Annotated in this window: 21 protein-coding genes; 14 read left to right on the plus strand and 7 right to left on the minus strand. The window is 61.3% G+C overall.

Annotation, left to right across the window (positions count from 1 at the left end; translation table 11 throughout):
- Nucleotides 1–7 precede the first annotated feature (7 nt).
- The 10 genes from nuoL to ACMUVN_RS15230 all read left to right on the plus strand — a co-directional run bounded on the left by nuoL (nucleotide 8) and on the right by ACMUVN_RS15230 (nucleotide 12,162).
- The gene (nuoL, locus tag ACMUVN_RS15185; RefSeq protein WP_047616522.1) at nucleotides 8–2,008 is read left to right on the plus strand and encodes an NADH-quinone oxidoreductase subunit L; all 2,001 of its coding nucleotides are present in this window, start codon (nucleotides 8–10) and stop codon (nucleotides 2,006–2,008) included.
- The gene (locus tag ACMUVN_RS15190; RefSeq protein WP_414815237.1) at nucleotides 2,008–3,519 is read left to right on the plus strand and encodes an NADH-quinone oxidoreductase subunit M; all 1,512 of its coding nucleotides are present in this window, start codon (nucleotides 2,008–2,010) and stop codon (nucleotides 3,517–3,519) included. The genes nuoL and ACMUVN_RS15190 overlap by 1 nt, the downstream gene beginning before the upstream one ends.
- A gap of 18 nt (nucleotides 3,520–3,537) precedes the next feature.
- Nucleotides 3,538–4,983 (plus strand): NADH-quinone oxidoreductase subunit NuoN, encoded by a 1,446-nt coding sequence (nuoN, locus tag ACMUVN_RS15195; protein ID WP_097623011.1) that lies wholly within the window; start codon nucleotides 3,538–3,540, stop codon nucleotides 4,981–4,983.
- Nucleotides 4,983–5,747, plus strand: coding sequence for a biotin--[acetyl-CoA-carboxylase] ligase (locus tag ACMUVN_RS15200; RefSeq protein WP_183904021.1), 765 nt, complete (start codon nucleotides 4,983–4,985; stop codon nucleotides 5,745–5,747). Before nuoN ends, ACMUVN_RS15200 begins: the two co-directional genes overlap by 1 nt.
- A 17-nt stretch (nucleotides 5,748–5,764) precedes the next feature.
- Nucleotides 5,765–7,435 (plus strand): ribonuclease J, encoded by a 1,671-nt coding sequence (locus tag ACMUVN_RS15205; protein WP_047616529.1) that lies wholly within the window; start codon nucleotides 5,765–5,767, stop codon nucleotides 7,433–7,435.
- 2 nt (nucleotides 7,436–7,437) lie between these two features.
- A complete protein-coding gene (mce, locus tag ACMUVN_RS15210) occupies nucleotides 7,438–7,842 on the plus strand; it encodes a methylmalonyl-CoA epimerase (RefSeq protein ID WP_183904023.1) in 405 nt (134 codons plus the stop codon).
- A gap of 113 nt (nucleotides 7,843–7,955) precedes the next feature.
- Complete coding sequence (locus tag ACMUVN_RS15215; protein WP_047616533.1) at nucleotides 7,956–8,231, plus strand: DUF1467 family protein; 276 nt, start codon at nucleotides 7,956–7,958, stop codon at nucleotides 8,229–8,231.
- Nucleotides 8,232–8,821: 590 nt separating this feature from the next.
- On the plus strand, nucleotides 8,822–10,144 hold the full coding sequence (gene proS, locus ACMUVN_RS15220) for a proline--tRNA ligase (protein ID WP_097623007.1): 1,323 nt from the start codon (nucleotides 8,822–8,824) through the stop codon (nucleotides 10,142–10,144).
- A gap of 15 nt (nucleotides 10,145–10,159) precedes the next feature.
- Nucleotides 10,160–11,464: a lipoprotein-releasing ABC transporter permease subunit gene (locus tag ACMUVN_RS15225; protein WP_047616538.1), complete on the plus strand. Its 1,305-nt coding sequence runs from the start codon at nucleotides 10,160–10,162 to the stop codon at nucleotides 11,462–11,464.
- A 14-nt stretch (nucleotides 11,465–11,478) separates the two neighbouring features.
- A complete protein-coding gene (locus ACMUVN_RS15230; protein WP_047616540.1) occupies nucleotides 11,479–12,162 on the plus strand; it encodes an ABC transporter ATP-binding protein in 684 nt (227 codons plus the stop codon).
- 8 nt (nucleotides 12,163–12,170) lie between these two features.
- Here the strand turns inward: ACMUVN_RS15230 and ACMUVN_RS15235 are convergent, their stop codons facing one another.
- Entirely contained in the window at nucleotides 12,171–12,635 is a 465-nt protein-coding gene (locus ACMUVN_RS15235; RefSeq protein WP_183904024.1) for a DUF5680 domain-containing protein, read from the minus strand.
- 501 nt (nucleotides 12,636–13,136) lie between these two features.
- On the opposite strand from ACMUVN_RS15235, the gene dnaE reads away from it, so the two are divergent.
- Nucleotides 13,137–16,634 carry a DNA polymerase III subunit alpha gene (dnaE, locus tag ACMUVN_RS15240; RefSeq protein WP_168332303.1) on the plus strand — a complete coding sequence of 1,166 codons (3,498 nt, stop codon included), beginning with the start codon at nucleotides 13,137–13,139 and terminating at the stop codon, nucleotides 16,632–16,634.
- Nucleotides 16,635–16,645: 11 nt separating this feature from the next.
- On the opposite strand, the gene ACMUVN_RS15245 is transcribed toward dnaE, so the two are convergent.
- Together ACMUVN_RS15245 and ACMUVN_RS15250 are read right to left on the minus strand one after the other, a co-directional pair.
- Entirely contained in the window at nucleotides 16,646–17,902 is a 1,257-nt protein-coding gene (locus ACMUVN_RS15245) for a L,D-transpeptidase family protein (protein WP_183905279.1), read from the minus strand.
- Between the two features lie 91 nt (nucleotides 17,903–17,993).
- Complete coding sequence (locus ACMUVN_RS15250) at nucleotides 17,994–19,286, minus strand: DNA polymerase IV (RefSeq protein WP_414815271.1); 1,293 nt, start codon at nucleotides 19,284–19,286, stop codon at nucleotides 17,994–17,996.
- 75 nt (nucleotides 19,287–19,361) lie between these two features.
- Between ACMUVN_RS15250 and ACMUVN_RS15255 the strand changes: the two genes are divergently transcribed.
- Nucleotides 19,362–19,949 carry an N-acetyltransferase family protein gene (locus ACMUVN_RS15255; RefSeq protein ID WP_414815238.1) on the plus strand — a complete coding sequence of 196 codons (588 nt, stop codon included), beginning with the start codon at nucleotides 19,362–19,364 and terminating at the stop codon, nucleotides 19,947–19,949.
- Here ACMUVN_RS15255 and ACMUVN_RS15260 read toward each other — a convergent pair.
- Nucleotides 19,924–20,598 (minus strand): hypothetical protein, encoded by a 675-nt coding sequence (locus ACMUVN_RS15260; protein ID WP_414815239.1) that lies wholly within the window; start codon nucleotides 20,596–20,598, stop codon nucleotides 19,924–19,926. The two genes, ACMUVN_RS15255 and ACMUVN_RS15260, sit on opposite strands and share 26 nt — an antisense overlap.
- A 2-nt stretch (nucleotides 20,599–20,600) precedes the next feature.
- Nucleotides 20,601–20,909 (minus strand): DUF3572 domain-containing protein, encoded by a 309-nt coding sequence (locus tag ACMUVN_RS15265; RefSeq protein ID WP_047616556.1) that lies wholly within the window; start codon nucleotides 20,907–20,909, stop codon nucleotides 20,601–20,603.
- 132 nt (nucleotides 20,910–21,041) lie between these two features.
- On the opposite strand from ACMUVN_RS15265, the gene ACMUVN_RS15270 reads away from it, so the two are divergent.
- On the plus strand, nucleotides 21,042–21,413 hold the full coding sequence (locus ACMUVN_RS15270; RefSeq protein WP_003547430.1) for a response regulator: 372 nt from the start codon (nucleotides 21,042–21,044) through the stop codon (nucleotides 21,411–21,413).
- Between the two features lie 18 nt (nucleotides 21,414–21,431).
- The gene (locus tag ACMUVN_RS15275) at nucleotides 21,432–22,805 is read left to right on the plus strand and encodes a PleD family two-component system response regulator (RefSeq protein WP_063474317.1); all 1,374 of its coding nucleotides are present in this window, start codon (nucleotides 21,432–21,434) and stop codon (nucleotides 22,803–22,805) included.
- Between the two features lie 749 nt (nucleotides 22,806–23,554).
- On the opposite strand, the gene rpmG is transcribed toward ACMUVN_RS15275, so the two are convergent.
- Both rpmG and ACMUVN_RS15285 read right to left on the minus strand, forming a co-directional pair.
- On the minus strand, nucleotides 23,555–23,722 hold the full coding sequence (gene rpmG, locus ACMUVN_RS15280) for a 50S ribosomal protein L33 (protein ID WP_003587245.1): 168 nt from the start codon (nucleotides 23,720–23,722) through the stop codon (nucleotides 23,555–23,557).
- Between the two features lie 92 nt (nucleotides 23,723–23,814).
- Nucleotides 23,815–24,999: an MFS transporter gene (locus tag ACMUVN_RS15285; RefSeq protein ID WP_063474318.1), complete on the minus strand. Its 1,185-nt coding sequence runs from the start codon at nucleotides 24,997–24,999 to the stop codon at nucleotides 23,815–23,817.
- Nucleotides 25,000–25,066 lie beyond the last annotated feature (67 nt).

The following is a 25,066-nucleotide window of genomic DNA, read 5'->3' on the forward strand; positions in this document are numbered from 1 at the left end:
GTGGCTCATGTTCCTCTATAAGGCTATCGTCTTTCTTCCCTTGATCGGTGCGATCGTCGCCGGCCTCTTCGGCCGCGCCATCGGCGCCAAGGCTTCGGAATATGTCACCAGCGGCCTGATGATCATCGCCGCCATCCTGTCCTGGATCGTCTTCTTCACGGTCGGCATGGGCCACGCCGAAGGCGGCCCGATCAAGGTCGAGGTGCTGCGCTGGATCCAGTCCGGCGGCATCGACGTCTCCTGGTCGCTGCGCGTGGATACGCTGACCTCGGTCATGCTGATCGTCGTCAACACGGTCTCGACGCTGGTGCATGTCTATTCGATCGGTTACATGCACACCGATCCCCATCGCCCGCGCTTCTTTGCCTATCTCTCGCTCTTCACCTTCGCCATGCTGATGCTGGTGACCGCCGACAACCTTGCCCAGATGTTCTTCGGCTGGGAAGGCGTCGGTCTCGCCTCCTATCTGCTGATCGGCTTCTGGTTCAAGAAGCCGTCGGCAACCGCTGCGGCGATGAAGGCCTTCATCGTCAACCGCGTCGGCGACTTCGGCTTCGTGCTTGGCATTGCCGGCGTCTTCGTGCTGTTCGGCTCGATCAATTTCGACACAATCTTCGCCAATGCCTCGAACTTCGCCCCGCATGAAGGCGGCGGCGAGGCGGGCGAGGTGATCCTCAACCTCTTCGGCATGCAGCTCGACAAGGCGCATGCGCTGACCGGCATCTGCCTGCTGCTGTTCATGGGCGCGATGGGCAAGTCGGCGCAGTTCCTGCTGCACACCTGGCTGCCTGATGCCATGGAAGGCCCGACTCCGGTCTCGGCCCTCATCCATGCCGCCACCATGGTCACCGCCGGCGTCTTCCTCGTCGCCCGCATGTCGCCGCTGTTCGAACTGTCGCCGGATGCGCTCGTCGTCGTCACCGTGATCGGCGCGATCACCGCCTTCTTCGCGGCCACCGTCGGCCTGGTGCAGAACGACATCAAGCGCGTCATCGCCTATTCCACCTGCTCGCAGCTCGGCTACATGTTCGTGGCGCTCGGGGTAGGGGCCTATGGCGCGGCGATCTTCCATCTCTTCACCCATGCCTTCTTCAAGGCGCTGCTCTTCCTCTGCGCCGGCTCGGTCATCCACGCCGTCGATGGCGAGCAGGACATGCGCTACATGGGTGGCCTGTGGCCGCACATCAAAGTTACAGCCGGCCTCATGATCATCGGCACGCTGGCGATCACCGGTGTCGGCATTCCCTTCACGCCGTTCGGTCTTGCCGGCTTCTTTTCCAAGGACGTGATCATCGAGGCGACCTATGCATCGCATTCGCCGGTCGCGGGCTTTGCCTTCTCGCTGCTGGTCATCGCGGCTCTGTTCACCAGCTTCTATTCCTGGCGCCTGATCTTCATGACCTTCTTCGGCAAGCCGCGCGCTTCGCACGAGGTCATGCACCACGTTCACGAATCGCCGCAGGTCATGCTGGTGCCGCTCTATATCCTCGCGCTCGGCGCGGTGCTTGCGGGCGTAATCTTCGAAGGCCGGTTCTATGGCGAGGAATATGCCGAGTTCTGGAAGGGCGCGCTCTTTACTGGCGCTGAGAACGAACTGGTCGAAGAGTTCCACCATGTGCCGGCGCTCGTGGCTTTGAGCCCGTTCATCGCCATGGTGCTCGGCTTCGTCACGGCTTGGTACATGTATATCCGCTCGCCGCAGACGCCGCGCATCCTGGCGCAGCAGCATCGCGTGCTCTACCAGTTCCTGTTGAACAAGTGGTATTTCGACGAGCTCTACGACTTCCTCTTCGTCCGCACCGCCAAGGCGCTCGGCCGCTTCCTGTGGAAGAAGGGTGATGTCGGCGTCATCGACACCTACGGCCCGAACGGCGTCGCCGCCCGCGTCGTCGCCGTCACCGACCGCGTCGTCCGCCTGCAGACCGGTTACCTCTATCACTACGCCTTTGCCATGCTGATCGGCATTGCGGCGCTCGTTACCTGGATGATGCTCGGGAGTTCCTTCTGATGACCGATTGGCCTATTCTTTCAACGGTCACCTTCCTGCCGCTCGTCGGCGTGGTGCTCCTGCTATTGATGAACGGCGAGAGCGAAACCGGCCGGAAGAACGTGCTGTGGATCTCGCTGATCACCACCGTCTTCACCTTCGTCGTCTCGCTCCTGATCTGGACCGGCTTCGACAACGCGAATCCGGGCTTCCAGATGGTCGAGAAGCATAACTGGCTCGGCACCGGCATCGGCTACCACGTCGGCGTCGACGGCATCTCGATGCTGTTCGTCATCCTGTCGACCTTCCTCATGCCCTTCTGCGTGCTGGCGAGCTGGCTCTCGATCGAGAAGCGACTGAAGGAATATATGATCGCCTTCCTCATCCTGGAAACGATGATGGTCGGCGTCTTCGTCTCACTCGATATCGTGCTGTTCTACGTCTTCTTCGAAGCGGGCCTCATTCCGATGTTCCTGATCATCGGCGTGTGGGGCGGCAAGGACCGCGTCTATGCGAGCTACAAGTTCTTCCTCTATACGCTGCTCGGCTCGGTGCTGATGCTGCTCGCCATCATGGCGATGTATTGGCAGGCCGGCACGACCGACATCACCGCGCTGCTCGCCTACAAATTCCCGCCGGCGCTGCAGACCTGGTTATGGCTTGCCTTCTTCGCCTCCTTCGCGGTGAAGATGCCGATGTGGCCGGTCCATACCTGGCTTCCCGATGCCCACGTTCAGGCGCCGACGGCAGGCTCGGTGATTCTGGCCGGCGTGCTCCTGAAGCTCGGCGGCTACGGTCTTATCCGCTTCTCGCTCGGCATGTTCCCGGTCGCCTCCGATTATTTCGCGCCGCTCGTCTTCGCCATGTCGGTGATTGCCATCATCTATACCTCGCTGGTGGCGATGATGCAGGACGACATCAAGAAGCTGATCGCCTATTCCTCCGTGGCCCATATGGGCTACGTGACCATGGGCATCTTTGCGGCCAACATGCAGGGCGTTCAGGGCTCGATCTTCCAGATGCTGTCGCACGGCATCGTCTCCGGCGCGCTCTTCCTCTGCGTCGGCGTCGTCTACGACCGCACGCACACCCGCGAGATCAACGCCTATGGCGGCCTCGTCAACAACATGCCGAAATATGCCGTCGCGATGATGGTCTTCACCATGGCCAATGTCGGGCTTCCCGGCACGTCGGGCTTCATCGGCGAATTCCTGACGCTGATGGGCGTCTTCCGGGTCAACACCTGGGTCGCGCTCTTCGCCGCCACCGGCGTCATCCTCTCGGCCGCTTACGCGCTCTGGCTATATCGCCGGGTGATCTTCGGCGCGCTGGAGAAGGAAAAGCTGAGGGCGCTGCTCGATCTGTCGCCGCGCGAGCAGCTGATCCTCTACCCGCTGGTCGCGCTGACCATCTTCTTCGGCGTTTACCCGGCTCCGGTCTTCGATGCGACGGCCGCCTCGGTGGATCTGCTGGTCAACAACTACACGGCCGCCGTGCACGCAGCGCAGAATGTTGCGCTGTCTATGAAATGATGACGGGACTTATTGGACATGACCGCTGAAACAATTCTCCTCAGTCTGCATCTTTCCGCGCCGGAGCTCATCCTCGCGGTCGGCGCCCTTGTCCTGTTGATGGTCGGCGTCTTCACAGGCGAGCGGTCGGGCCTTGTCGTCACCGGCCTCGCCATCGTCCTGCTCCTGGCCTCGGGCCTGTGGCTGCTCTTCGTGCCCGCAGAAGGCCTTGCTTATGGCGGCGTCTACATGGCCGACGGCTTCTCCCGCTTCATGAAGCTGGTGGCGCTGATCGGTTCGCTGGTGGCTCTGTTCATGACGATCGGTCACGCCCGCGAAAACCAGCTCGACAAATTCGAGTTCCCGGTCCTGCTGGTGCTTGCGACCCTCGGCATCCTGCTGATGATCTCGGCCAACGACCTGATCTCGCTCTATCTGGCGCTGGAACTGCAGTCGCTGGCGCTCTATGTCGTCGCCGCGATCAACCGTGACAGCCTGAAGTCGACCGAAGCAGGGCTGAAATATTTCGTCCTCGGCGCGCTGTCCTCCGGCATGCTGCTCTACGGCATGTCGCTGGTCTATGGCTTCACCGGCCACACCCACTTCTCCGAGATCGCCCAGGCGTTGTCGGTCGAGGGTGCGCGTTCGCTCGGCCTCATCTTCGGCCTGGTCTTCATCCTCGCCGGCATCGCCTTCAAGATTTCGGCCGTTCCCTTCCACATGTGGACGCCCGACGTGTATGAAGGCGCGCCGACGCCGGTGACCGCCTTCCTTGCCGCAGCCCCCAAGGTTGCCGCCATGGCGATGATGACCCGCATCGTCATCACCGCCTTCCAGCCGGTTCTGGCGGACTGGCAGCAGGTCGTCGTCTTCATCTCGATCGCCTCGATGCTGCTCGGCTCGTTTGCCGCCATCGGCCAGAAGAACATCAAGCGACTGATGGCCTATTCCTCGATCGGTCACATGGGTTATGCGCTGGTCGGCCTTGCCGCCGGTAACCAGACCGGCGTCACCGGTGTCATGCTTTACATGGTCATCTACATGGTCATGACGCTCGGCACCTTCGCGATCATCATGTCGATGCGCCGCAAGGACGGCACCGTCGTCGAGAATGTCGACGATCTCGCCGGCCTTTCCACAACGAACCCGTTCATGGCCGTGGTGCTGACGGCGCTGATGTTCTCGCTCGCCGGTATCCCGCCGCTCGCCGGCTTCTTCGCCAAGTACTTCGTCTTTGTCGCCGCCATCGAAGCCAAGCTCTATGCGCTCGCCATCATCGGCGTTCTCGCCTCGGTCGTCGGCGCGTACTATTATCTGCGGGTCATCAAGCTGATGTGGTTCGATGAAGCGACCGGCGAATTCGCCCGCGTCTCCGGTGCGCTGCGTCTGGTCTTCGGTCTCTCCGGCCTGTTCGTCACCGTCTATGTCCTCATCGGCGGTCCGATCGGCGGTGCGGCAGAGCTTGCCGCCGCGACGCTCTTTTGATGGCTCCCGACGGGCGGCGCCGGATATCGCTCGGCGATTTCAGGCACGAGGCTCTGTCGGAGACATCGTCCACCAACAGCGAATGCCTTGCCCGGGCCCGGGCGGGCGACGGCGGTAATCTCTGGGTGACCGCCGAAAGGCAGACCGGCGGCCGCGGCCGCCGCGGCAGGCTCTGGGTTTCCGAACGCGGCAATCTCTACGCTTCGCTTCTGCTGATCGACCCGGCGCCGATGGAGCGCCTGAGCTCCCTGCCGCTGGCCGTTGCCGTTGCCGTACACCAGGCGATCCGCATGGTGCTGCCTCCGGGCGCCGAGCCGCTCGAGGTCAAATGGCCGAACGATATTCTTATCGGCCGAAAGAAGACCTGCGGCATCCTCGTCGAAGGCGAGAGGCTGCCGGACGGCCGTTACGCGCTGATTGTCGGCATCGGCATCAATGTCTCGGTGATGCCGGATAATCCGCTCTACCCCGTCACCTGCCTGCGTCAGCAGGGAAGTGCGGCCTCTCCGGAGGAACTCTTCGCCCATCTCTTCGCCGCAATGGCTGAAGTGCTTGATCTATGGGACGAGGGCCGCGGCATCGGCGAGATCACGGCGCTCTGGCGCGCCATCGCCTGCGGCATCGGCGAAAAGATTACGGTGAATTTGCCGGACCGATCGATTTCCGGACAATTCGCCGGAATTGATGATAATGGCTTGTTGATGCTCGATACCGGCGCTGGCAGGATAGTGCCCATTGCCGCCGGTGATGTGTTTTTTGGATAGCGGAACAAACGAAAATTATGGCGAAACAGGACGAACTGGTATTCCTGCCTCTGGGCGGCGTTGGCGAGATTGGCATGAATCTCGCTCTTTATGGCTACGGCCCGCCCGAGCACCGCCAGTGGATCATGGTCGATTGCGGCGTCACCTTTCCCGGCCCCGACCTGCCGGGCGTCGACCTCGTGCTGCCCGATATCCGCTTCCTCGCCAGCGAGCGGAAGAACCTCAAGGCGATCATCATCACCCACGCGCATGAAGACCATTACGGCGCGCTGGCCGATCTCTGGCCCGGCCTCAATGTGCCGGTCTATGCGTCGGGCTTTACTGCAGGTCTGCTCGAAGCCAAGCGCAATTTCGAGAAGGCGACGATCGGCGAAGTGCCGGTGACGCCGTTCAAGGCGGGCGATACGATCAATGTCGGCCCCTTCAGCATCGAAGGCGTGGCCGTCAACCATTCGATCCCCGAACCGATGTCGCTCATGATCCGCACGCCGGTCGGCAATGTCATCCATACCGGCGACTGGAAGATCGACCACGAGCCTTCGCTCGGGCCGCTGACCGACGAGACACGTTTCCGCCAGCTCGGCGACGAGGGCGTGCTGGCGCTGATGTGCGATTCCACCAATGCGCTGCGCGACGGTGTTTCGCCCTCCGAGAAGGATGTGTCCGAAAGCCTGCGCAAGATCATCGAGAATGCCGAGGGCAGGGTGGCGATCACCACCTTCTCGTCGAATGTCGGGCGCATCCGTACCGTTGCCGAGGCCGCCGAGGCGGCCGGCCGCGAAGTGCTGCTGCTCGGCAGCTCGCTGAAGCGCGTCGTCGATGTCGCCCAGGATATCGGCCTGATGGAAGGCGTGAAGCCCTTCATCTCCGAGGAGGAATACGGCTATATCCCGCGCGACAAGGTCGTCGTCATCCTGACCGGCAGCCAGGGCGAGGCACGGGCAGCCCTTGCCAAGCTCTCCCGCGACGAAATGCGCAATGTGGCCTTTGCGGCAGGCGATATCGTCGTCTTTTCCTCGCGCGCCATTCCCGGCAACGAGAAGGCGATCCAGGATATCAAGAACGGCCTCGTCGAGCAGGGCGTGCACATCATCACCGATACCGAGGCGCTGGTCCACGTGTCCGGCCATCCCCGCCGCAACGAGTTGCAGCGGATGTATGAGTGGACGCGGCCGAAGATCGTCGTGCCGGTGCATGGCGAGGCGACGCATCTGACGGCGCACAAGGAATTGGCCGAGCAATCCGGGATCGCGATCGTGCCGCGCGTGCGCAACGGCGATATCCTGCGACTGGCGCCCGGTCCCGTCGAGGTGATTGGCGAAGCGCCACATGGCCGCATTTATAAGGACGGCACGCTGATCGGCGATTTCGACGAGATGGGCATCGGCGAGCGCAAGAAGCTCTCCTATGTCGGCCATGTCGCCGTCAACGTCGTGCTCGACGCCCGCTATGACATCGTCGGCGATCCCGATCTCGTGTCGATCGGCCTGCCGGTCTATGACGACGAGGGCGAGGAGATGGAAGATACGCTGTTCGACGCGGCGGTCAGCGCCATTGAAAGCATTCCGCGCGCCCGCCGCAAGGATATCGACATGCTGCAGGAGGCCGTGCGCCGCGCCATCCGCTCGGCCGCCAATCACGCCTGGGGTAAGAAGCCCGTCGTCACCGCCTTCGTCACCAAGGTCTGATCATGCTCGGCCGGGTCAACCATATCGCCATCGCCGTTCCCGATCTGGCAGTGGCGACGGCCGCCTATCGCGACACGCTGGGGGCTGCGGTATCGCAGCCGCAGGCTCTGCCGGAGCACGGCGTCACCGTCGTCTTCGTCGAACTGCCGAACACCAAGGTCGAATTGTTGCAGCCGCTGGGTGACGCTTCGCCGATCGCAGCCTTCCTCGAAAAGAACCCGTCCGGCGGCATGCACCACATCTGCTACGAAGTGGACGATATTCTTCTCGCCCGTGACCGGCTGGTCGAGGCGGGTGCCAGAGTGCTCGGCGATATCAAGCCGAAGACCGGCGCGCATGGCAAGCCGGTGCTCTTTCTGCATCCCAAGGATTTCTTTGGCACGCTGATCGAACTTGAACAGGCCTGACCCCTGCTGCGGCAGAGTGACCCGAAGGCGACTAAACGCTTCGCTCGCTTTGAGTTGGTCGCCATTCCGCCGTATAAGGACGCGATATCAGCGCGACATCAACGGGACCGATAATGCTCGAGATCTTTCTTCAGGGATTTGCCGTCTACTTCATCATCTGGTGGATGACGCTTTTCGCCGTTCTGCCGATCGGCCTGCGCACCCAGGCGGAAGACAATGATGTCGTGCTCGGCACCGTTCCGAGTGCGCCCGCCCGGTTTCGCGCCGCTTTCGTCTTTTCGCTGACGACGCTGATTTCGGCTGTGATCTACGGCCTCTGGTACGTTTGCGACACCTATTTCGGTTGGGGCTTCGACGCCCTGCCGCAACTCGGTCCCAGCTTCTATTGAAGCGTGGCTTTTGCTCAAACTTTGAGCATATGCAAATCTATGGAAAAGCGAATTTCGTCATACCGGCGTCATGCTGTTGCGGCACAGAGCTGACGTAACGGAATGAGGGTCATCCCCTACGGAAGCTGCGGGTTTCGTGGATGAGGTGAAAAGCCGAAAAGCCAAAAAAAAACAAGGCTAGAAGCCTTGTTTTAAGTATCGCGTGATCTGTAACCGTTGCCGGGGCTGCGACGAGCGCGCCTAAGATCTGATCCTCCCAAGACTTGACCGCGAATTCGGCAAGAATTTATCCTTCCTGCCTGTTTTGTGAGCTAAAGCTAGCTCAAACATTGGGCTTTGTCATCAGCTTTTTTTGCATTTTTGCTACACTCTAGCAAAATTTTTCTGTTGACAAGATTTTCGTTCAAGTCCTTATAAACACGCGCTTTTTCTGGCCCGTTCATTTTGCGGGTGCGAACATGCGCTTCCGGGAGGTTGCCAACATCCGTTGCGGGTTTCCTTCCTGCCGCGAAGCGGCTATGAACGCTCCCACGTCAACAATTGCCTTCGATTCCGCTTGCTGCGGGATCTCAACTGCTCCGGAATCCGCCATGCGTCTGTCCCGCTTTTTCATGCCCATCCTCAAGGAAAATCCCAAGGAGGCGGAAATCGTCTCCCACCGGCTGATGCTGCGCGCCGGCATGATCCGTCAGCAGTCGCAGGGCATCTATTCCTGGCTGCCGCTCGGCAAGCGCGTGCTCGACAAGGTCAACGCCATTATCCGCGACGAGCAGAACCGCGCGGGCGCCATCGAGCTGTCGATGCCGACGCTGCAATCGGCCGAACTCTGGCAGGAAAGCGGCCGCTATGACGCCTACGGCAAGGAGATGCTGCGCATCAAGGACCGCCAGGATCGGCCGATGCTTTACGGCCCCACCAACGAGGAGATGGTAACGGATATTTTCCGCTCTTCCGTCAAATCCTACAAGGACCTGCCGCTCAATCTCTATCACATCCAGCTGAAATTCCGCGACGAGATCCGTCCGCGCTTCGGCACCATGCGCTCGCGCGAATTCATGATGAAGGACGCCTATTCCTTCGATCTGACGCGCGAAGGGGCGGAGCATTCCTACAACAAGATGTTCGCCGCCTATCTCAGAACCTTCGATCGGTTGGGCCTGCGCGCCATTCCGATGCGCGCCGACACCGGCCCGATCGGCGGCAATCTCAGCCATGAGTTCATCATCCTCGCCGATACCGGCGAATCCGAAGTCTTTTGCCACAAGGACTTCGTCGGCTTCGATATTCCCGGCGAACACATCGATTTCGACAGCGTCGAGGGCCTGCAGGCGATCTTCGACAAGTGGACCTCGCTCTATGCGGCGACCTCGGAAATGCACGATGAGGCGGCTTTCAACGCCGTTCCCGAAGGCGACCGGCTTTCGGCGCGTGGTATCGAGGTCGGCCACATCTTCTATTTCGGCACCAGATATTCCGAGCCGATGGGCGCAAAAGTGCAGGGACCGGACGGCAAGGAGCACTTCGTCCACATGGGTTCCTACGGTATCGGGCCGACACGCCTTGTTCCCGCCATCATCGAAGCATCGCATGACGACAATGGAATCATCTGGCCGGCATCGGTCGCGCCCTTCGATGTTGTGGTGATCAACATGAAGGCGGGTGATCAGGCCTGCGACGATACCTGCGAGCTGATCTATGCCGCGCTGAGCAAGGCCGGCAAGGATGTGCTCTACGACGATACCGACGATCGGGCCGGCACGAAATTCGCGACCGCCGACCTGATCGGCGTGCCCGTCCAGATCATCGCCGGCCCGCGCGCGGTCGCCAACGGCGAAGTTGAAGTGAAGGACCGCAAGACCGGCGCCCGCGAAACGATGACCATCGAAGCGGCGATCAACCGGTTCGTGGCTTAAGGAAACGGAGGCGAAATGGCAGAGGCAGCAGTGGACCGGAGTTCAAAATCCGGCTTGGGTCCGGCTGGCAAGCCATTTTCCACCTTCGAACGCCTCGTGGCGTGGCGTTATCTGCGCGCCCGCCGCAAGGAGGCCTTCATCTCGGTGATCGCCGGCTTCTCCTTCGTCGGCATCATGCTGGGCGTTGCGACGTTGATCATCGTCATGGCCGTTATGAACGGCTTCCGCACCGAGCTCGTTTCGCGCATTCTCGGCATTAACGGCCACATGATCGTCCAGCCGGTCGACGGCCCCTTCACCGATTATCCCGCGCTCAGCGGCAAGCTCGCCGCCGTACCCGGCGTCAAGATGGCGCTGCCCTTGGTGGAGGGCCAGGTGCTCGCTTCCGCCCAGGCCGGCGGCAGCACCGGCGCGCTGGTGCGCGGCGCCCGCGCCGACGACCTGACCAAGCTCAAGACGATCTCCGACAACATCAAATCCGGCGATATGGTAGGCTATGCCTCCGGCGACGGTGTGCTGATCGGCACCCGCATGGCCGACCAGCTCGGTCTGCGCGTCGGCGATCTCATTACGCTGACGTCGCCAGATGGTGACATCACGCCGATGGGCGTTAGCCCGCGCATCAAATCCTACAAGATCTCAGGCCTCTTCGAGATCGGCATGTCGGAATATGACTCCTCGATCATCTTCATGCCGCTCGAGGAAGCGCAGCTCTATTTCAACGCCGAGGGGCTGGTGCAGTCGATCGAGCTCTTCGTCGACAATCCGGACGATATCGACGATCTCAGGCCCAAGGTGGAGGAGGCGGCCGGCCGCCAGATCGCCATTACCGACTGGCGCCAGCGCAACCAGACCTTCTTCTCCGCACTCCAGGTCGAGCGCAACGTCATGTTCATGATCTTGACGCTGATCGTGCTTGTCGCGGCGCTGAATATCATTTCCGGCCTCATCATGCTGGTGAAGGACAAGGGCAGCGATATCGCCATTCTGCGCACCATGGGCGCCACCGCCGGTGCGATCATGCGCATCTTCTTCATGACCGGGGCAGCGATCGGCATCGTCGGCACTATTGCCGGCGTTCTGCTCGGCGTTCTCGTCTGCGTCAACATCGAATCTGTCCGCCAGTTCTTCTCCTGGATATCAGGCACCGTACTCTTCAATCCGCAGGTCTATTTCCTCAGCCAGCTGCCGGCCGAAATGGATCTCAGCGAAACGATCTCGATCGTCGTCATGGCGCTGACGCTGTCCTTCATTGCGACCATTTTCCCCGCCTGGCGTGCCTCAAAGCTCGATCCGGTGCAGGCCCTGCGCTACGAATAAGGAATGCCGCCTTCATGAAACGCAACGTCGTTCTCAAGCTTACCGGCGTCGAGCGCCATTACGGGCAGGGCGATACGCTGCTCCCGATCCTGAAGGGCGCAGATTTTTCGATATCGAAAGGCGAAATCGTCGCTCTCGTCGCCCCTTCCGGCACCGGCAAATCGACGCTGCTGCATGTCGCCGGCCTCCTGGAGCATCCGGACGGCGGTGAAGTCAACATCAATGGCCATGCCTGTGACGGCCTGAGCGACGATAAACGTACCGCGATCCGCCGCAGCGAAATCGGCTTCGTCTACCAGTTCCACCACCTGCTGCCGGAATTCTCGGCGCTCGAAAACATCATGATGCCGCAGCTGATCGCCGGGCTTTCCTGGAAGGAAGCCGGAGAGCGGGCCGGCCAGCTTCTCGATTATATGCGCATCGGGCATCGTGGTTCGCACCGCCCGGGCGAGCTTTCCGGCGGCGAGCAGCAGCGCGTTGCGATCGCCCGCGCCGTCGCCAATGCGCCGACCCTGCTTCTTGCCGATGAGCCGACCGGCAATCTCGACCCGGAAACGGCAAGCTACGTCTTCGACGCGCTGGAAGCGCTGGTGCGCCAGTCCGGCCTTGCCGCCCTGATCGCCACCCACAATCACGAGCTTGCCCGCCGCATGGATCGGCGCGTCACGATCTCCGACGGCAAGATCGTTGATTTCTGAGGCTGTGCTCAGGGGATGACCAGCCCGCCGCGATAATCGAGCGCATAGGCCTTCCGGCCGTCGACCATGATGCATTCATGGCCGGTGAACCGCGCGCAGCCGCCTTCGCTGCTATCGATATAGCGGCCGAACGGATGATCGAATTCCATGCCGTCCAGAAACCGGCCCTCTCGATACATCGCCGAAAGTGCAGCCTTGATCACCGCTCCGGCTGCTGTGCCGTCGATGAGCTCAGGCGCAATGACGCAGCCGAAATAATTCATCGCCCAGGCGGGCTCTCCGGCAAACCACACCACTTCCTGCCCGGCGAAATCGGTGCCGCCGAAATAGCTGTCGAGATAGCGCCAGTCACCGCGTTCGTAACCGATATCGTGGGAACCCGGCCGGCACGGCGCGCGCGGCACGCCGCCCCCGACATAGGTCGCAGCCTTCGCCTCCACGATGAATTCATTCAGCATCGCAATGTCGAGCATGTCGTTCTCCCTTCGGCCCGATGCTGGCAAATAGGTCGCGACATGTAAAGAACAAAAAGAGAACTTCTGGTGGAGTAAGCGCATCACTTTGAGGGGAAGGCGGCCGCCCGAACACGATGTCTGGTCTGTGGGGGCGGGGCAAGGGCATGGCGGCCCCAGATCACAACAAGTGCCAGTTCGTGCGATTCGCCGCGCGCATCCGGGATTTTCCACACGCAAGAAAGAAGGAAAAGATTCCTGTTGACAACGGAACATACATGGAACAAATTGAAAACATAACGAGTAAAGGAGAGCCCGATGACTGACATGATCCGTGATATCGCAGCATTTACCTCCATCGCAATGTTCGTTGCCAGCTTCTCGCTCATCGTGATGGCGATCTAAAGTTTTCAGGGGACCGCATGGCAATCATGCGGTCCGGAGGCGGGACTTCTTCTGGACATCATCGCCCTCTATGCCGACAATGCGTCCGATTCATTCGGGTGATTGGGAAGGCATGTCATGGCGGATACGGCAAAGGGTTCAACGGGTGAGGCGACCGGCGGCACGCCGGGTTTCATCCACCTGAGGGTCCATTCCGCCTATTCGCTTCTCGAGGGCGCTCTGCCGCTGAAGAAGATCCTCTACAAGGCGACCGGCGACAGCCAGCCGGCGATTGCGATCACCGACACCAACAATCTGTTCGTCGCCCTCGAATTCTCCCAGAAGGCGATGGACGAGGGCCTGCAGCCGATCATCGGCTGTCAGGTCTCGATCGACATGGGAGATGGGTTGGAAACGGAAAAGCGCGGCGGCCAGCAAGCCCTGGTCAAGCTGCCGTCGATCGTTCTTCTCGCCGCGACCGATGCCGGCTACGAACGGCTCGTCGATCTCGTCAGCCGGGCCTATCTCGGCGGCGAAAGCAACCAGGCCGTTCATATCAAAGCCTCCTGGTTGGAAGAGGCCGGCACGGAAGGGCTGATCGCATTGACCGGCGCCCCGACCGGCCCGGTCGACATGGCGATCAGGGAAGGACATCCCGCCCAGGCGGAGGCCCGACTGCTCTTGCTGAAGCGTCTCTTCGGCGACAGGCTCTATGTCGAGCTGCAGCGCCACGGCACCTACGACAAGCGGCACGAGCAGAAGATTGTCGGGCTTGCCTATGCCCACGACCTGCCGCTGGTTGCGACCAACGAGGCCTTCTTTCCGACGCGCGACGATTACGACGCCCATGATGCGCTGATGGCGGTCGCGCACAACGCCATCGTCTCCGACGACAGCCGCTTTCGCCTGACGCCCGATCACTATCTGAAGAGCCGGGCCGAGATGGCCAAGCTCTTCGCAGACCTGCCGGAAGCGCTGGAAAATACCATCGAGATCGCCAGGCGCTGCTCCTTCGTGCTGAAGACCAGAAAGCCGATCCTGCCGCGCTTCACCGGTGCGACCGACGATGCCGAGGAGGCCGAACGCGCCGAGGCGAGCGAGCTGCGCCGCCAGGCGGTCGAAGGGCTGGACATGCGGCTGGCCACGCTCGGCATGTCGCCGGGTTACGAGGAGAAGGATTATCGCGAGCGGCTGGATTTCGAGCTCAGCGTTATCGAACGCATGCGGTTTCCCGGCTACTTCCTGATCGTTGCCGACTTCATCAAATGGGCCAAGCAGCATGACATTCCCGTCGGTCCCGGCCGCGGCTCGGGCGCCGGTTCGCTGGTCGCCTATGCCTTGACGATCACCGACGTCGATCCCTTGCGTTTTTCGCTGCTCTTCGAGCGCTTCCTCAATCCCGAACGCGTCTCGATGCCGGACTTCGACATCGACTTCTGCCAGGACCGCCGCGAAGAGGTGATCCGCTACGTCCAGGCCAAGTATGGCCGCGAGCAGGTGGCGCAGATCATCACCTTCGGTTCGCTGCAGGCGCGCGCCGCCCTTCGCGACGTCGGCCGCGTGCTGGAAATGCCTTACGGCCAGGTCGACAAGATCTGCAAACTGGTGCCGAACAACCCGGCCAATCCGACCCCGCTGTCCAAAGCGATCGAAGAGGAGCCGAAGCTGCAGGAGGAGGCGGCTAAGGAACCGGTTGTCGCGCGCCTGCTCGATATCGCCCAGAAGATCGAGGGACTTTACCGCCACGCCTCGACCCATGCCGCCGGCATCGTCATCGGCGACCGCCCGCTTTCCAAGCTGGTGCCGATGTATCGCGATCCGCGCTCCGATATGCCGGTCACCCAGTTCAACATGAAATGGGTCGAGCAGGCCGGCCTGGTCAAGTTCGACTTCCTCGGTCTGAAGACGCTGACGGTGCTGAAGGTCGCTGTCGATTTCGTCGCCAAGCTCGGCATCAAGGTCGATCTCGCGGCCATTCCTCTCGACGACAAGAAGACCTACGAGATGCTGTCGCGCGGTGAAACGGTCGGCGTGTTCCAGGTGGAAAGTGCCGGCATGCGCAAGGCGCTGATCGGCATGAAGCCGGACTGCATCGAGGACATCATCGCGCTGGTGGCGCTCTATCGTCCGGGCCCGATGGAGAACATCCCGACCTACAATGCCCGCAAGCACGGTGACGAAGAGCTGGAATCGATCCATCCGATGATCGACCACCTGCTCAAGGAAACGCAAGGCGTCATCGTCTACCAGGAGCAGGTGATGCAGATCGCCCAGGTCCTGTCCGGTTATTCGCTGGGTGAAGCCGACCTTCTGCGCCGCGCCATGGGCAAGAAGATCAAGGCCGAGATGGACCAGCAGCGCGAGCGCTTCGTCGTCGGCGCCGTCAAGAACGGTGTGTCGAAGCCGCAGGCCGACAATATCTTCGAACTGCTGGCGAAGTTCGCCAATTACGGCTTCAACAAGTCGCATGCCGCCGCCTACGCCATCGTCTCCTACCAGACGGCCTACATGAAGGCGCATTATCCGGTCGAATTCCTCGCCGCCTCGATGACGCTCGACATGTCCAATACGGAAAAGGTCAATGATTTCCGCCAGGATGCCAAGCGCCTTGGCATCGAGGTGATCGCACCCTCGGTGCAGACCTCCTTCCGCCATTTCGAAACCGGCGACAACCGCATCTACTACGCGCTCGCCGCCCTCAAAGGCGTCGGCGAATCCGCCGTCGACCATATCGTCGCGGTGCGTGGCGATAAGCCCTTCGCCAGCATCGAGGATTTCTGCCTGCGCATCGATCCGCGCCAGGTCAATCGCCGCGTGCTCGAAAGCCTGATCTATGCCGGCGCCTTCGATTGTTTCGATATGGACCGCGCCCAGCTAGCCGCCGGCCTCGACCGCATCCTCGGTTATGCCCAGCGCGCCCAAGAGAACAAGCTGAGCGGCCAGTCGGACATTTTCGGCAGCACGCTGACCACGGGACCGGAGAAAATCTCGCTGCCGCCGTTCTCGCCCTGGCTCCCCTCGGAGCGGCTGCTGAAGGAATTCCAGGTGTTGGGCTTCTATCTCACGGCCCACCCGCTCGATTCCTACAACAACATCCTGCAGAAGATGCGGGTGCAGACCTTTGCCGAATTTTCCCAAGCGATCAAACAGGGCGCGGCCAATGCCCGGCTTGCCGGCACCGTCATCTCCAAGCAGGAGCGCAAGACCCGCACCGGCAACAAGATGGGCATCATCGTCTTTTCGGATTCTTCCGGTCAGTTCGAAGCGGTGCTGTTTTCGGAAATGCTGAACCAGTATCGCGACGTGCTCGAATCCGGAAAATCCTTCGTGCTGACGGCCACCGGCGAGGAGCGGCCGGAGGGCATCGGCCTGCGCATCCAGACGATCCAGTCGCTGGAGGAAAAGTCGCTGCAGATGCAGAAGGCGCTGCGCGTCTATGTCAGGGATTCCGGGCCGCTCAGGATGGTCGCCGGCCACTTGAACGCCAAGGGCGACGGCCTCGTTTCCTTCATCGTCATCAAGGAGGAGGGCAAACGCGAGGTGGAGGTGGCGCTGCCGGAGAAATACCGCATCACCCCTGAGATCGCCGCCGCCCTTCGCGCCGCCCCCGGCGTCGTCGACGTCGAACTGGTTTGATCAGCCCCGCGTCACCCGCGGGTGATCGTGATGAAATCCGTGCCTTCGCCGGTCTCCCGGCCGAGGCCGGTATCGGAGATCGTCAGCGTCGAGCCGGGCGCGATCAGCGCATCGATCCTGCGGCGGGTCTCGTCGGGGATCGTGATGCGGCTGAGCGAACGGGCGATCGGCCTGCCTGTGACGATCGAGCTTTCCTGATTGGTGATGCCGAGCCGCTTCATCGTCTCGCGGGAGAGATTGTTCTCTAGCGTAATGCCGAGCCAGTTCGCCGTACCGGCCTTTTCATCGACAGCATGCAGCGTGAAGAAATGTGTGCCGAGCGCCAAGCCCGGATCGGCGATCGTCACCGGCGCTTCGAAGATCGGCTTGAAGGCCTGCCGCACCATGATGACGCCGTTCGGCGGCTGACCCTTGCCGGTTGCGGCATAAACTTCCTTGAGGAGCGTGTCGGAGACCAGGCTCCTGTCGCCGGCAAATTCCGCCGGCCGCAGGGCCCTGAAATCCCTGATCGCCTGCACGGTCGACGGACCGAGCAAGCCGTCCGGATCGCCGGCGGAAAAGCCGAGCTGGTTGAGCAGGGTCTGGATGTCGATCACCGTCTCGCGCAGCGTCCGGCGCGTGACGAGCATGCTGATCGGCTCGGACGGCGGCTCGGGTTCGGGTGTTGCGGCCGGCTGTATTGCCGGCATCGGCATCGCAGCCGTGTCGTTCATTGCCACCTGCACCGGTTTTTCGGGGCTGTCGGGCATGGAAGGCCGCAGTTCGACATCCGAAAGCAGCGGCATCGGCGCCGGTGTATCCGGATGGAAAAGGGTGGGATGGTCGATCGGCTGCGGCACGACTTCGCCGTCGCTGATGATGACCGGAACACCAGGGTCGGTCATCCCATAGAGCATTTTGGCGAAGGCGCCGGGCATGCGCACGCAGCCATGCGAGGCTGGATAACGCGGCACGGAATTCGATTCATGCAGCGCGATGCCGGACCAGGTCAGCCTTTGCATGAACGGCATCGGGGCGTTGGAATAGAGATTGGATTCGTGGTATTTTTGCTTTTCGAGCACCGAGAAGATGCCGCTCGGCGTCGTGTGGCCGTCCTTGCCGGTCGAGACCTTCGAGGTCGCGACGACCTCGGTGCCATCATATACCGCAAGCGACTGCTTGTCCTTCGAGACGATGATCTGCAGCGTGCGCGCATCCGCAGCGAGAGCAGGGTGCACGAGTGCGGTGGCCGACAGCAAGCCGAGGCCGAAGACGAGACGCGAGAACATGATACCCAACCATACGCAATACTGCCCGGCAGATTATGGGACGAAGTTTAAGGAAGATTTTATAGGCCGGGCTTGATGTTGCCCTCACGCGCTAGTGATCGCGCTTGCCGCTGCCGAAGGTGTAGCCGGTCTCGACCGTCTTCGTGCCGAACTTGTCGCGCAGCTTGTCCATCGCCGCTTCGGCGGCCGCTCGCCGGCCCGATTGCTGGTCGATGAGGTCGGGCGGATCTGCGCGGGCGGCGTCGCCGAGATCGGTGACGCCGATGCCGAGCAGTCGGAACTTCGTGCCGTCGGTCTCTTTTTCGAGAAGCTCGAGCCCAGTGCGGAAGATCTTGTCGGCAAGCTGGGTCGGGTCTTCGAGCTTGCGGTTGCGGGTGCGCGATTTGAAATCGGCGCTCTTCATCTTCAGCACCACGGTCTGGCCGGCAATGCCGCTTTTCTTCAGCCGCCAGGAGACCTTTTCGGAGAGGTTGCGCAGAATCGGCACCAGCTCCTCATAACGCGAGATGTCGTCGAAAAAGGTAGTCTCGGACGAAACGCTTTTGGCCGCATCGTTGAGATGCACCTCGCGGTCGTCGATGCCGCGCGATAGCCGTGCGAGCCGCTGGCCGATGCTGCCATAGCGGCGCATCAGGTCGTTCTCCTCCATCTGCTGCAACTGGCCGATGGTGCGGATGCCGTCCGCTTCCAGCGTCGCCGCAAAAGCCTTGCCGACGCCCCAGATCGTGGTGACCGGACGCGGCGCCAGGAATTCGACCGCTTCCTCACGGCCGATGACGGAAAAGCCGCGCGGCTTCTGCAGGTCGGAGGCGACCTTGGCGAGAAATTTGCAGTAGGAAAGCCCGACCGAAACGGTGATGCCGATTTCCTTTTCGACGCGGCGGGCGAATTTGGCGAGCGTGCGCGCCGGCGGATCGTGATGCAGCCTCTCGGTGCCGCCAAGCTCCAGAAAGGCCTCGTCGATCGACAGCGGCTGCACCAGCGGCGTCAGATCCTGCATCATGGTCCGCACCTGCCGCCCGACCCGGACATATTTTTCCATGTCGGGGCGGATGACGATCGCCTGCGGGCACGCCTCCAGCGCCTTGAACATCGGCATGGCCGACCGCACGCCGTGGATGCGGGCGATATAACAAGCGGTGGACACCACGCCGCGTTTGCCGCCGCCGATGATGACGGGCTTGTCGGCAAGTTCCGGATTGTCGCGTTTCTCCACCGCTGCGTAGAAAGCGTCGCAATCGATATGCGCAAGCGTCAATGCGTAGAGTTCACGATGGCGTACGAGACGGGGGCTGCCGCAGGAAACGCAGCGGCGCGCCTCGCCCTTCTGCTCGGCAAGGCAGTCGCGACAAAAGCCGGGTGTCTTGTCAGGCGCAGGCGTCATGATGAGAACAAAGATTGAACGCCGGGACATTACGCCTTAAGCTTCCGAGTCACAAGAGACGCGGGAGCTTTGCCTTTGGATAACGACCTTCGTTTCGAGCCGGTCACCTCAGAGCGCTGGGACGACTTCGAAATCCTGTTCGGGCCGCAGGGTGCCTTCTATAACTGCTGGTGCGTTGCGCTGCGCCTGCCGCATGCGATCAGGACCGAGATGGCGCCCGACGAGTGCAAGGCGCATATCCGGGAGCGGATCAAGGCAGGCCCGCCGCCGGGCATCCTCTGTTATGCCGACGGCACGCCGGTCGCCTGGGTGCAGGTCGGGCCGCGTCATGACGTGCCACAGTTCAATTCGCCGCGCACCGTCTCGCGGCCGCTGGAGGAAGACGATGCGCATGATCCGTCCATCTGGGCCGTCAGTTGCTTTTTCCTGCTGGCCAAACTGCGCGGCAAGGGAATGAGCCATCGCCTGCTCGCCGCCGCGATTGATCATGCCCGGCGCCAGGGAGCGCGGCTGCTCGAAGCCTGCCCGATCGATCATGTGAAGCAGTCGAAATCCGTGACGCTCTGCATCGGTTCGACGGCGATCTTTGATGCCGCCGGTTTCGAAACGGTGGCGCGGCGCAAGGACGGCCGTCCGCTCATGCGGCTGGAACTGCGCGAGTGACCGCGCCGGACAGAAAATGCGCCTCGATGAGTTCGGCCACATGCGTCCAGTCCGTAGCGCGGGTAATGTCATCGGCGGCCGCCGGTGCGAAACGATGGACAGGTGAGTTCGGCATCAGATGAATGAGCAGGCAATCGGCGACGTGATCCCTGACGGAATGCAGATTGCGCGCCATATCATCGATGAAGACGACGGGAAGGGAGCGGCTGGCATGCAAGGCGTGAACGATCGGCCCCTTGGGCTGTTCGGTGGCAAGCAGCGGAAAAAGCAGGCCCATCCTGTCGAGCAGGCGACGGCGCTGGTCCTGGAACCGCGGCTGCATGGCCGTCAGGAAAAGCACATCGGCCTCTTCGGAAAGCCGGTCGAGCGTTTCGACGACGCGATCGAGCGGCGTCTGCCACTGCTCCTGCGCTTCGAAGAACTCCTCGATCAGCCGACTGACCTGCTGATCCTCGATCTCCGTGCCATCCGCCTGCGAGACGATGTTGCCGTGAAGCCGGAACGATCGCGGCAGAAACGCATGCCCCTGGCTCTCGAGGAAAAGCCGGAAGGGACCGATGAACTGCAGCACGACGTCGTCGACGTCGCAGACGATCAGCGGCCGTTCGCCGAGGCGAATATGCGAGATGTCGAATTCCCCGGAGGTCACGGTCAGTATTCTCCGGAATCGAGGCCCGGCGAAGAGAAATGCCGCCAGGCGGCGGTCACCGTCTCCGGGCTTATGCCGCTTGCCGCGCAGAAGGCCAAGGCCGTCGGTTCGTGGTTCATCAGGAAATCCATCATGCCGGCGAGAAATCCCGGATCGTTGACGGCGTTGCGCACCTGGCCGGGCGCCACACCCGTCAGGGCGAGAAAGCGGCCGAACATGTCGGGATCGCCGGCAAGCCAGCCGAGCACGGCAATCGCCGTCTCGTGCGGGTCGGCTGCCAGTTGTTTCGATGTCTTGAAGTTGCTTTGCATTTCGCGGGGTAAGTTACCTTTTCTTCAACCAAATACCGGTAGCGTGCGCTATCGGTTTCACGCAGCTTTTGTCCGCATGTGCCTTTCTCATGGGACGAACCGCTGCGCGAACGGACGTAGGGACAGCTTGTCATGCCCAAACAGGTGATGATTGTAGAAGATAACGAGCTCAACATGAAGCTCTTTCGCGACCTCATCGAGGCGTCCGGTTATACCACGATCCAGACCCGAAACGGCATGGAGGCGCTGGATCTGGCGCGCAAGCATCGCCCCGATCTCATCCTCATGGACATTCAGCTTCCCGAGGTCTCCGGCCTCGAAGTCACCAAATGGCTGAAGGAAGACGACGAGCTGCATGTGATTCCCGTCATCGCCGTCACGGCTTTCGCGATGAAGGGCGACGAGGAGCGGATCCGCCAGGGCGGCTGCGAGGCCTATGTTTCCAAGCCGATCTCGGTTCCAAAATTCATCGAGACGATCAAGACCTATCTGGGCGATGCTTGACGCATCGGAAAGACACTTATGACTGCGCGAATACTGGTGGTTGACGATATTCCGGCCAACGTGAAGCTGCTTGAGGCGCGGCTGCTCGCGGAGTATTTCGACGTGATGACCGCAGCCGACGGCTACACGGCGCTGGCGATCTGCGAGCGCAACCAGGTCGATCTCATCCTGCTCGACATCATGATGCCCGGCATAGACGGTTTCGAGGTCTGCGAACGGCTGAAGGCGAGCCAGAAGACAGCCCATATTCCAGTCGTCATGGTCACCGCGCTCGACCAGCCGGCCGATCGCGTGCGCGGCCTGAAGGCTGGCGCCGATGATTTCCTCACCAAGCCGGTCAACGATCTGCAGCTGATCTCTCGGGTGAAGAGCCTGCTGCGGCTGAAGACGTTGAGCGACGAGCTGCGCATCCGCTCCGATACCGCCCATACGATGGGCATCGACGACCTCGCGCGGGCAGGCGAGGGCCGCGCCGATGAGACCGCTCAAGTGTTGCTCGTTGACGGCCGCGCCAATTCGCAGGAGCGCCTCGTCAAGGCGCTGAAGCCGGTCGCCGACGTGCTTGCCCTTTCCGATCCGCAGGCTGCCCTCTTCGAGGCGGCCGAAAGCGCCTTCGATCTCGTCATCGTCAATGCCAATTTCGATGACTACGATCCGCTTCGCCTCTGCTCGCAGCTGCGCTCGCTGGAGCGCACGCGCTTCCTGCCGATTTTGATCATCACCGAGCAGGGCGCGGACGACATGGTGGTGCGCGCGCTCGATCTCGGCGTCAACGATTACATCATCCGCCCGGTCGATCCCAACGAGCTTGTTGCCCGCAGCCTGACGCAGATCCGCCGCAAGCGCTACAACGACCGCCTGCGCGCCAGCGTCAAGCAGACGATCGAGCTTGCCGTCACCGATCCGCTGACCGGCCTTTATAACCGGCGCTATCTCGACAACCATCTGAACGTACTCTTCAACCGTTCGATGGCCCGGGGCCGACCGCTTTCGGTGTTGATCACCGATATCGATCGCTTCAAGCAGGTAAACGACACCTACGGCCATGACGGCGGCGACGAAGTGCTGCGGGAATTCGCAAATCGCGTCCGTTCGACCATCCGTGGCGCCGATCTCGCCTGCCGCTACGGTGGCGAGGAATTCGTCGTCGTGATGCCCGACACCTCGCCGGAAATTGCCGCTACTGTAGCCGAGCGCCTGCGCGCGGCGATCGAAAGCGCTCCCTTCATGCTGAAACACGCCGGCCAAGCGCTGAACGTCACCGCTTCCTTCGGCATCGCCTCGCGGATTGCGGCGGTACTGACCCCGGACCAGCTGATGAAACAGGCGGATCTGGCCCTTTACGAGGCCAAGAATACCGGCCGCAACCGCGTGGTCGCCGCAGCCGCCTGACGAATCAGTTGCCGCCATAGGCACCATTTGCGGGTTTTCCACCGCTGTAAGCCAATCGTTACCGATTTTTAATCTTCGCTTATGCAATGCGGGGCGAAAATTTTGCAACTCAATAGCCCAAAAATGGACCATCGGCGTTGCTGCGGATATGTCGACCTGCGACAGTGTTGAGGATGTCTGGCCGCTGGCTCAAGATGAAATGGAGACTATAAAAAATGCCTGTCGCCGGAAGGGCCAAATAGACTGCGGCGACGTCACCTCACGTAAGGGGAGGGGAGGCGTAAGTTGTTAAGTTATATTGTCGAATTTCTTGGGATGGTCCAACTCTAGGCTTCAAGCCCAAGCAGAGCCGACAAATCTTTGTATGTCCCAAATCTGGACTTTTAACCATAGAATCAGGCTAACAAATTTCACCATTAAGAATTTGTTGATTTTCTTTCATTTCTGCGCAAATTATCGGCTCATAAGAGAAGCGCTCCCGTTGAGGAGTTGTCGATACCCCATGATGCTCAGGTCCGCCGCATCTCCTGGGTCGTGGGGTCGGTCGGCTAGTAGGCAAGTTATAGCGGTTCCTCGTGCCGTTTTGCATGCTGGCCGACCCCCTTTCACAAAAACGCCGTCACTTCCCGAAGATGGAAGGGCGGCGTTTTGTCTGTTTGCGCTATCATCTCTCAAAGACGATCATCCGGACAATAAAAAACGCGCAACCCGAAAGCGCGCGCTTTTTTGAAATCCGTCAGCTCAAGCGATTACTTGATCTTGGTTTCCTTGAACTCGACATGCTTCTTAGCAATCGGGTCGTACTTCGTCTTCGTCATCTTGTCCGTCATCGTACGGCTGTTCTTCGTCGTGACGTAGAAGAAACCGGTGTCGGCTGTCGACAGCAGCTTGATCTTGATTGTTGTAGCCTTGGCCATGGTCGTCCTGCCTTTAAGAAAATGAAAGCCGTGGAAGCCGGATGGGCTCCACGGCAAATTCTGGCGCGAAACTACGAATCCAGCCCGAAAAGTCAAGTCCGTTTTCGAATGAACATCAGTCTGATGCCGGAAAGTAGGGCGTACAGGCCGAAGAAGGCGGCAATCGCCCAGGCAAAACCATTATTTCCAGCGACATCGATCGCCGCGCCGATCGCCTGCGGCCCGGCCACGGTTCCCATCGCATAACAGAAGACGAAGGCAGCATTGGCCGCCGCAAGGTCGGAACCCGTCAGCCGCGAGCCGAGATGGCTGAGTCCGACCGTATAGAGGCCGGAGACGCAGCCGCCCCAGAAAAGCAGGAGCCCGGCCATCAGCAGCCAGTTGTCGACCAGCAGCGGCAGCATCATCGAGCCGATGAACCCCATCAGCGCCATGGCAGCCAGAAGCGGCCGCTTGTCGCCGATGCGGTCGGAGAGCAGGCCGAGCGGGATCTGAAAGATGACGTTGCCGACACCCATCATGGTCAGCAGAAGTGCTGCCTGCGATTCGGTGAAATGGGCGCGCACGGCAAAGATCGGGAAAAGCGACAGCCCGCCCGCTTCGACCGCGCCGAAGATGAAGACCGCCGCCGTCGCCGTCGGCACCAGGAAGACGTAGCGCATGAAATGCAGCTCCGGTTTTTCCTCGAGCACCGGGCTTTCGTCGCGGGCGATGAAGATCGGGATGGCGGCAAGCAGGATGGCGGCGGCGCCGATCAGGAAGGGGAAGATGCCGTCGCTGCCGAGGATCGAAAAGAGCAGCGGCCCGGCCGCAAAGCCAAGGGAAAGCACCGTCGCGTAGATGCCGAGCACGAAGCCGCGCTTGGAAGGCGGCGAAGCGGCATTGATCCAGAATTCGGAGAGGATGAACAGCGTCGTCGTCGCGCCATGGAAGGCGAAACGCAGCGGAAACCACATCCAGAAATCCTCGGCGTAATAAAAACCGAGCGCGCTCAGCGCCGAAATCAGCACCGCCCAGAGCATCGTCGGCGCAACACCGTATTTATGGGCAAGCTTGGTGGTGATTGGTGCGGCGGCCATCGCCGCAACCCCGGCCATCGCCGTGTTGAGCCCGATCAAGGTGGACGAGATGCCGCGTTTTTCGAGGATGATGCTGAGAAGCGGGAGTCCGAGGCCGATTGCTATGCCGACGGCTGATATGGACGAGATGGCTGCCACCAGAGAAGGCCAATGGATTTCCTCGACATCGCCCGGTGTGCCGTTTCTCGGCTGAGACATTTATCCATCCTTAGAAAGCTACGCGAGCGAACCGGCCTGTCACCTCGCATAGAAAGACACAGGCGTG

Source organism: Rhizobium sp. IY2 (genome assembly GCF_047532935.1).
GTDB classification, from domain to species: Bacteria; Pseudomonadota; Alphaproteobacteria; order Rhizobiales; family Rhizobiaceae; genus Rhizobium; species Rhizobium anhuiense.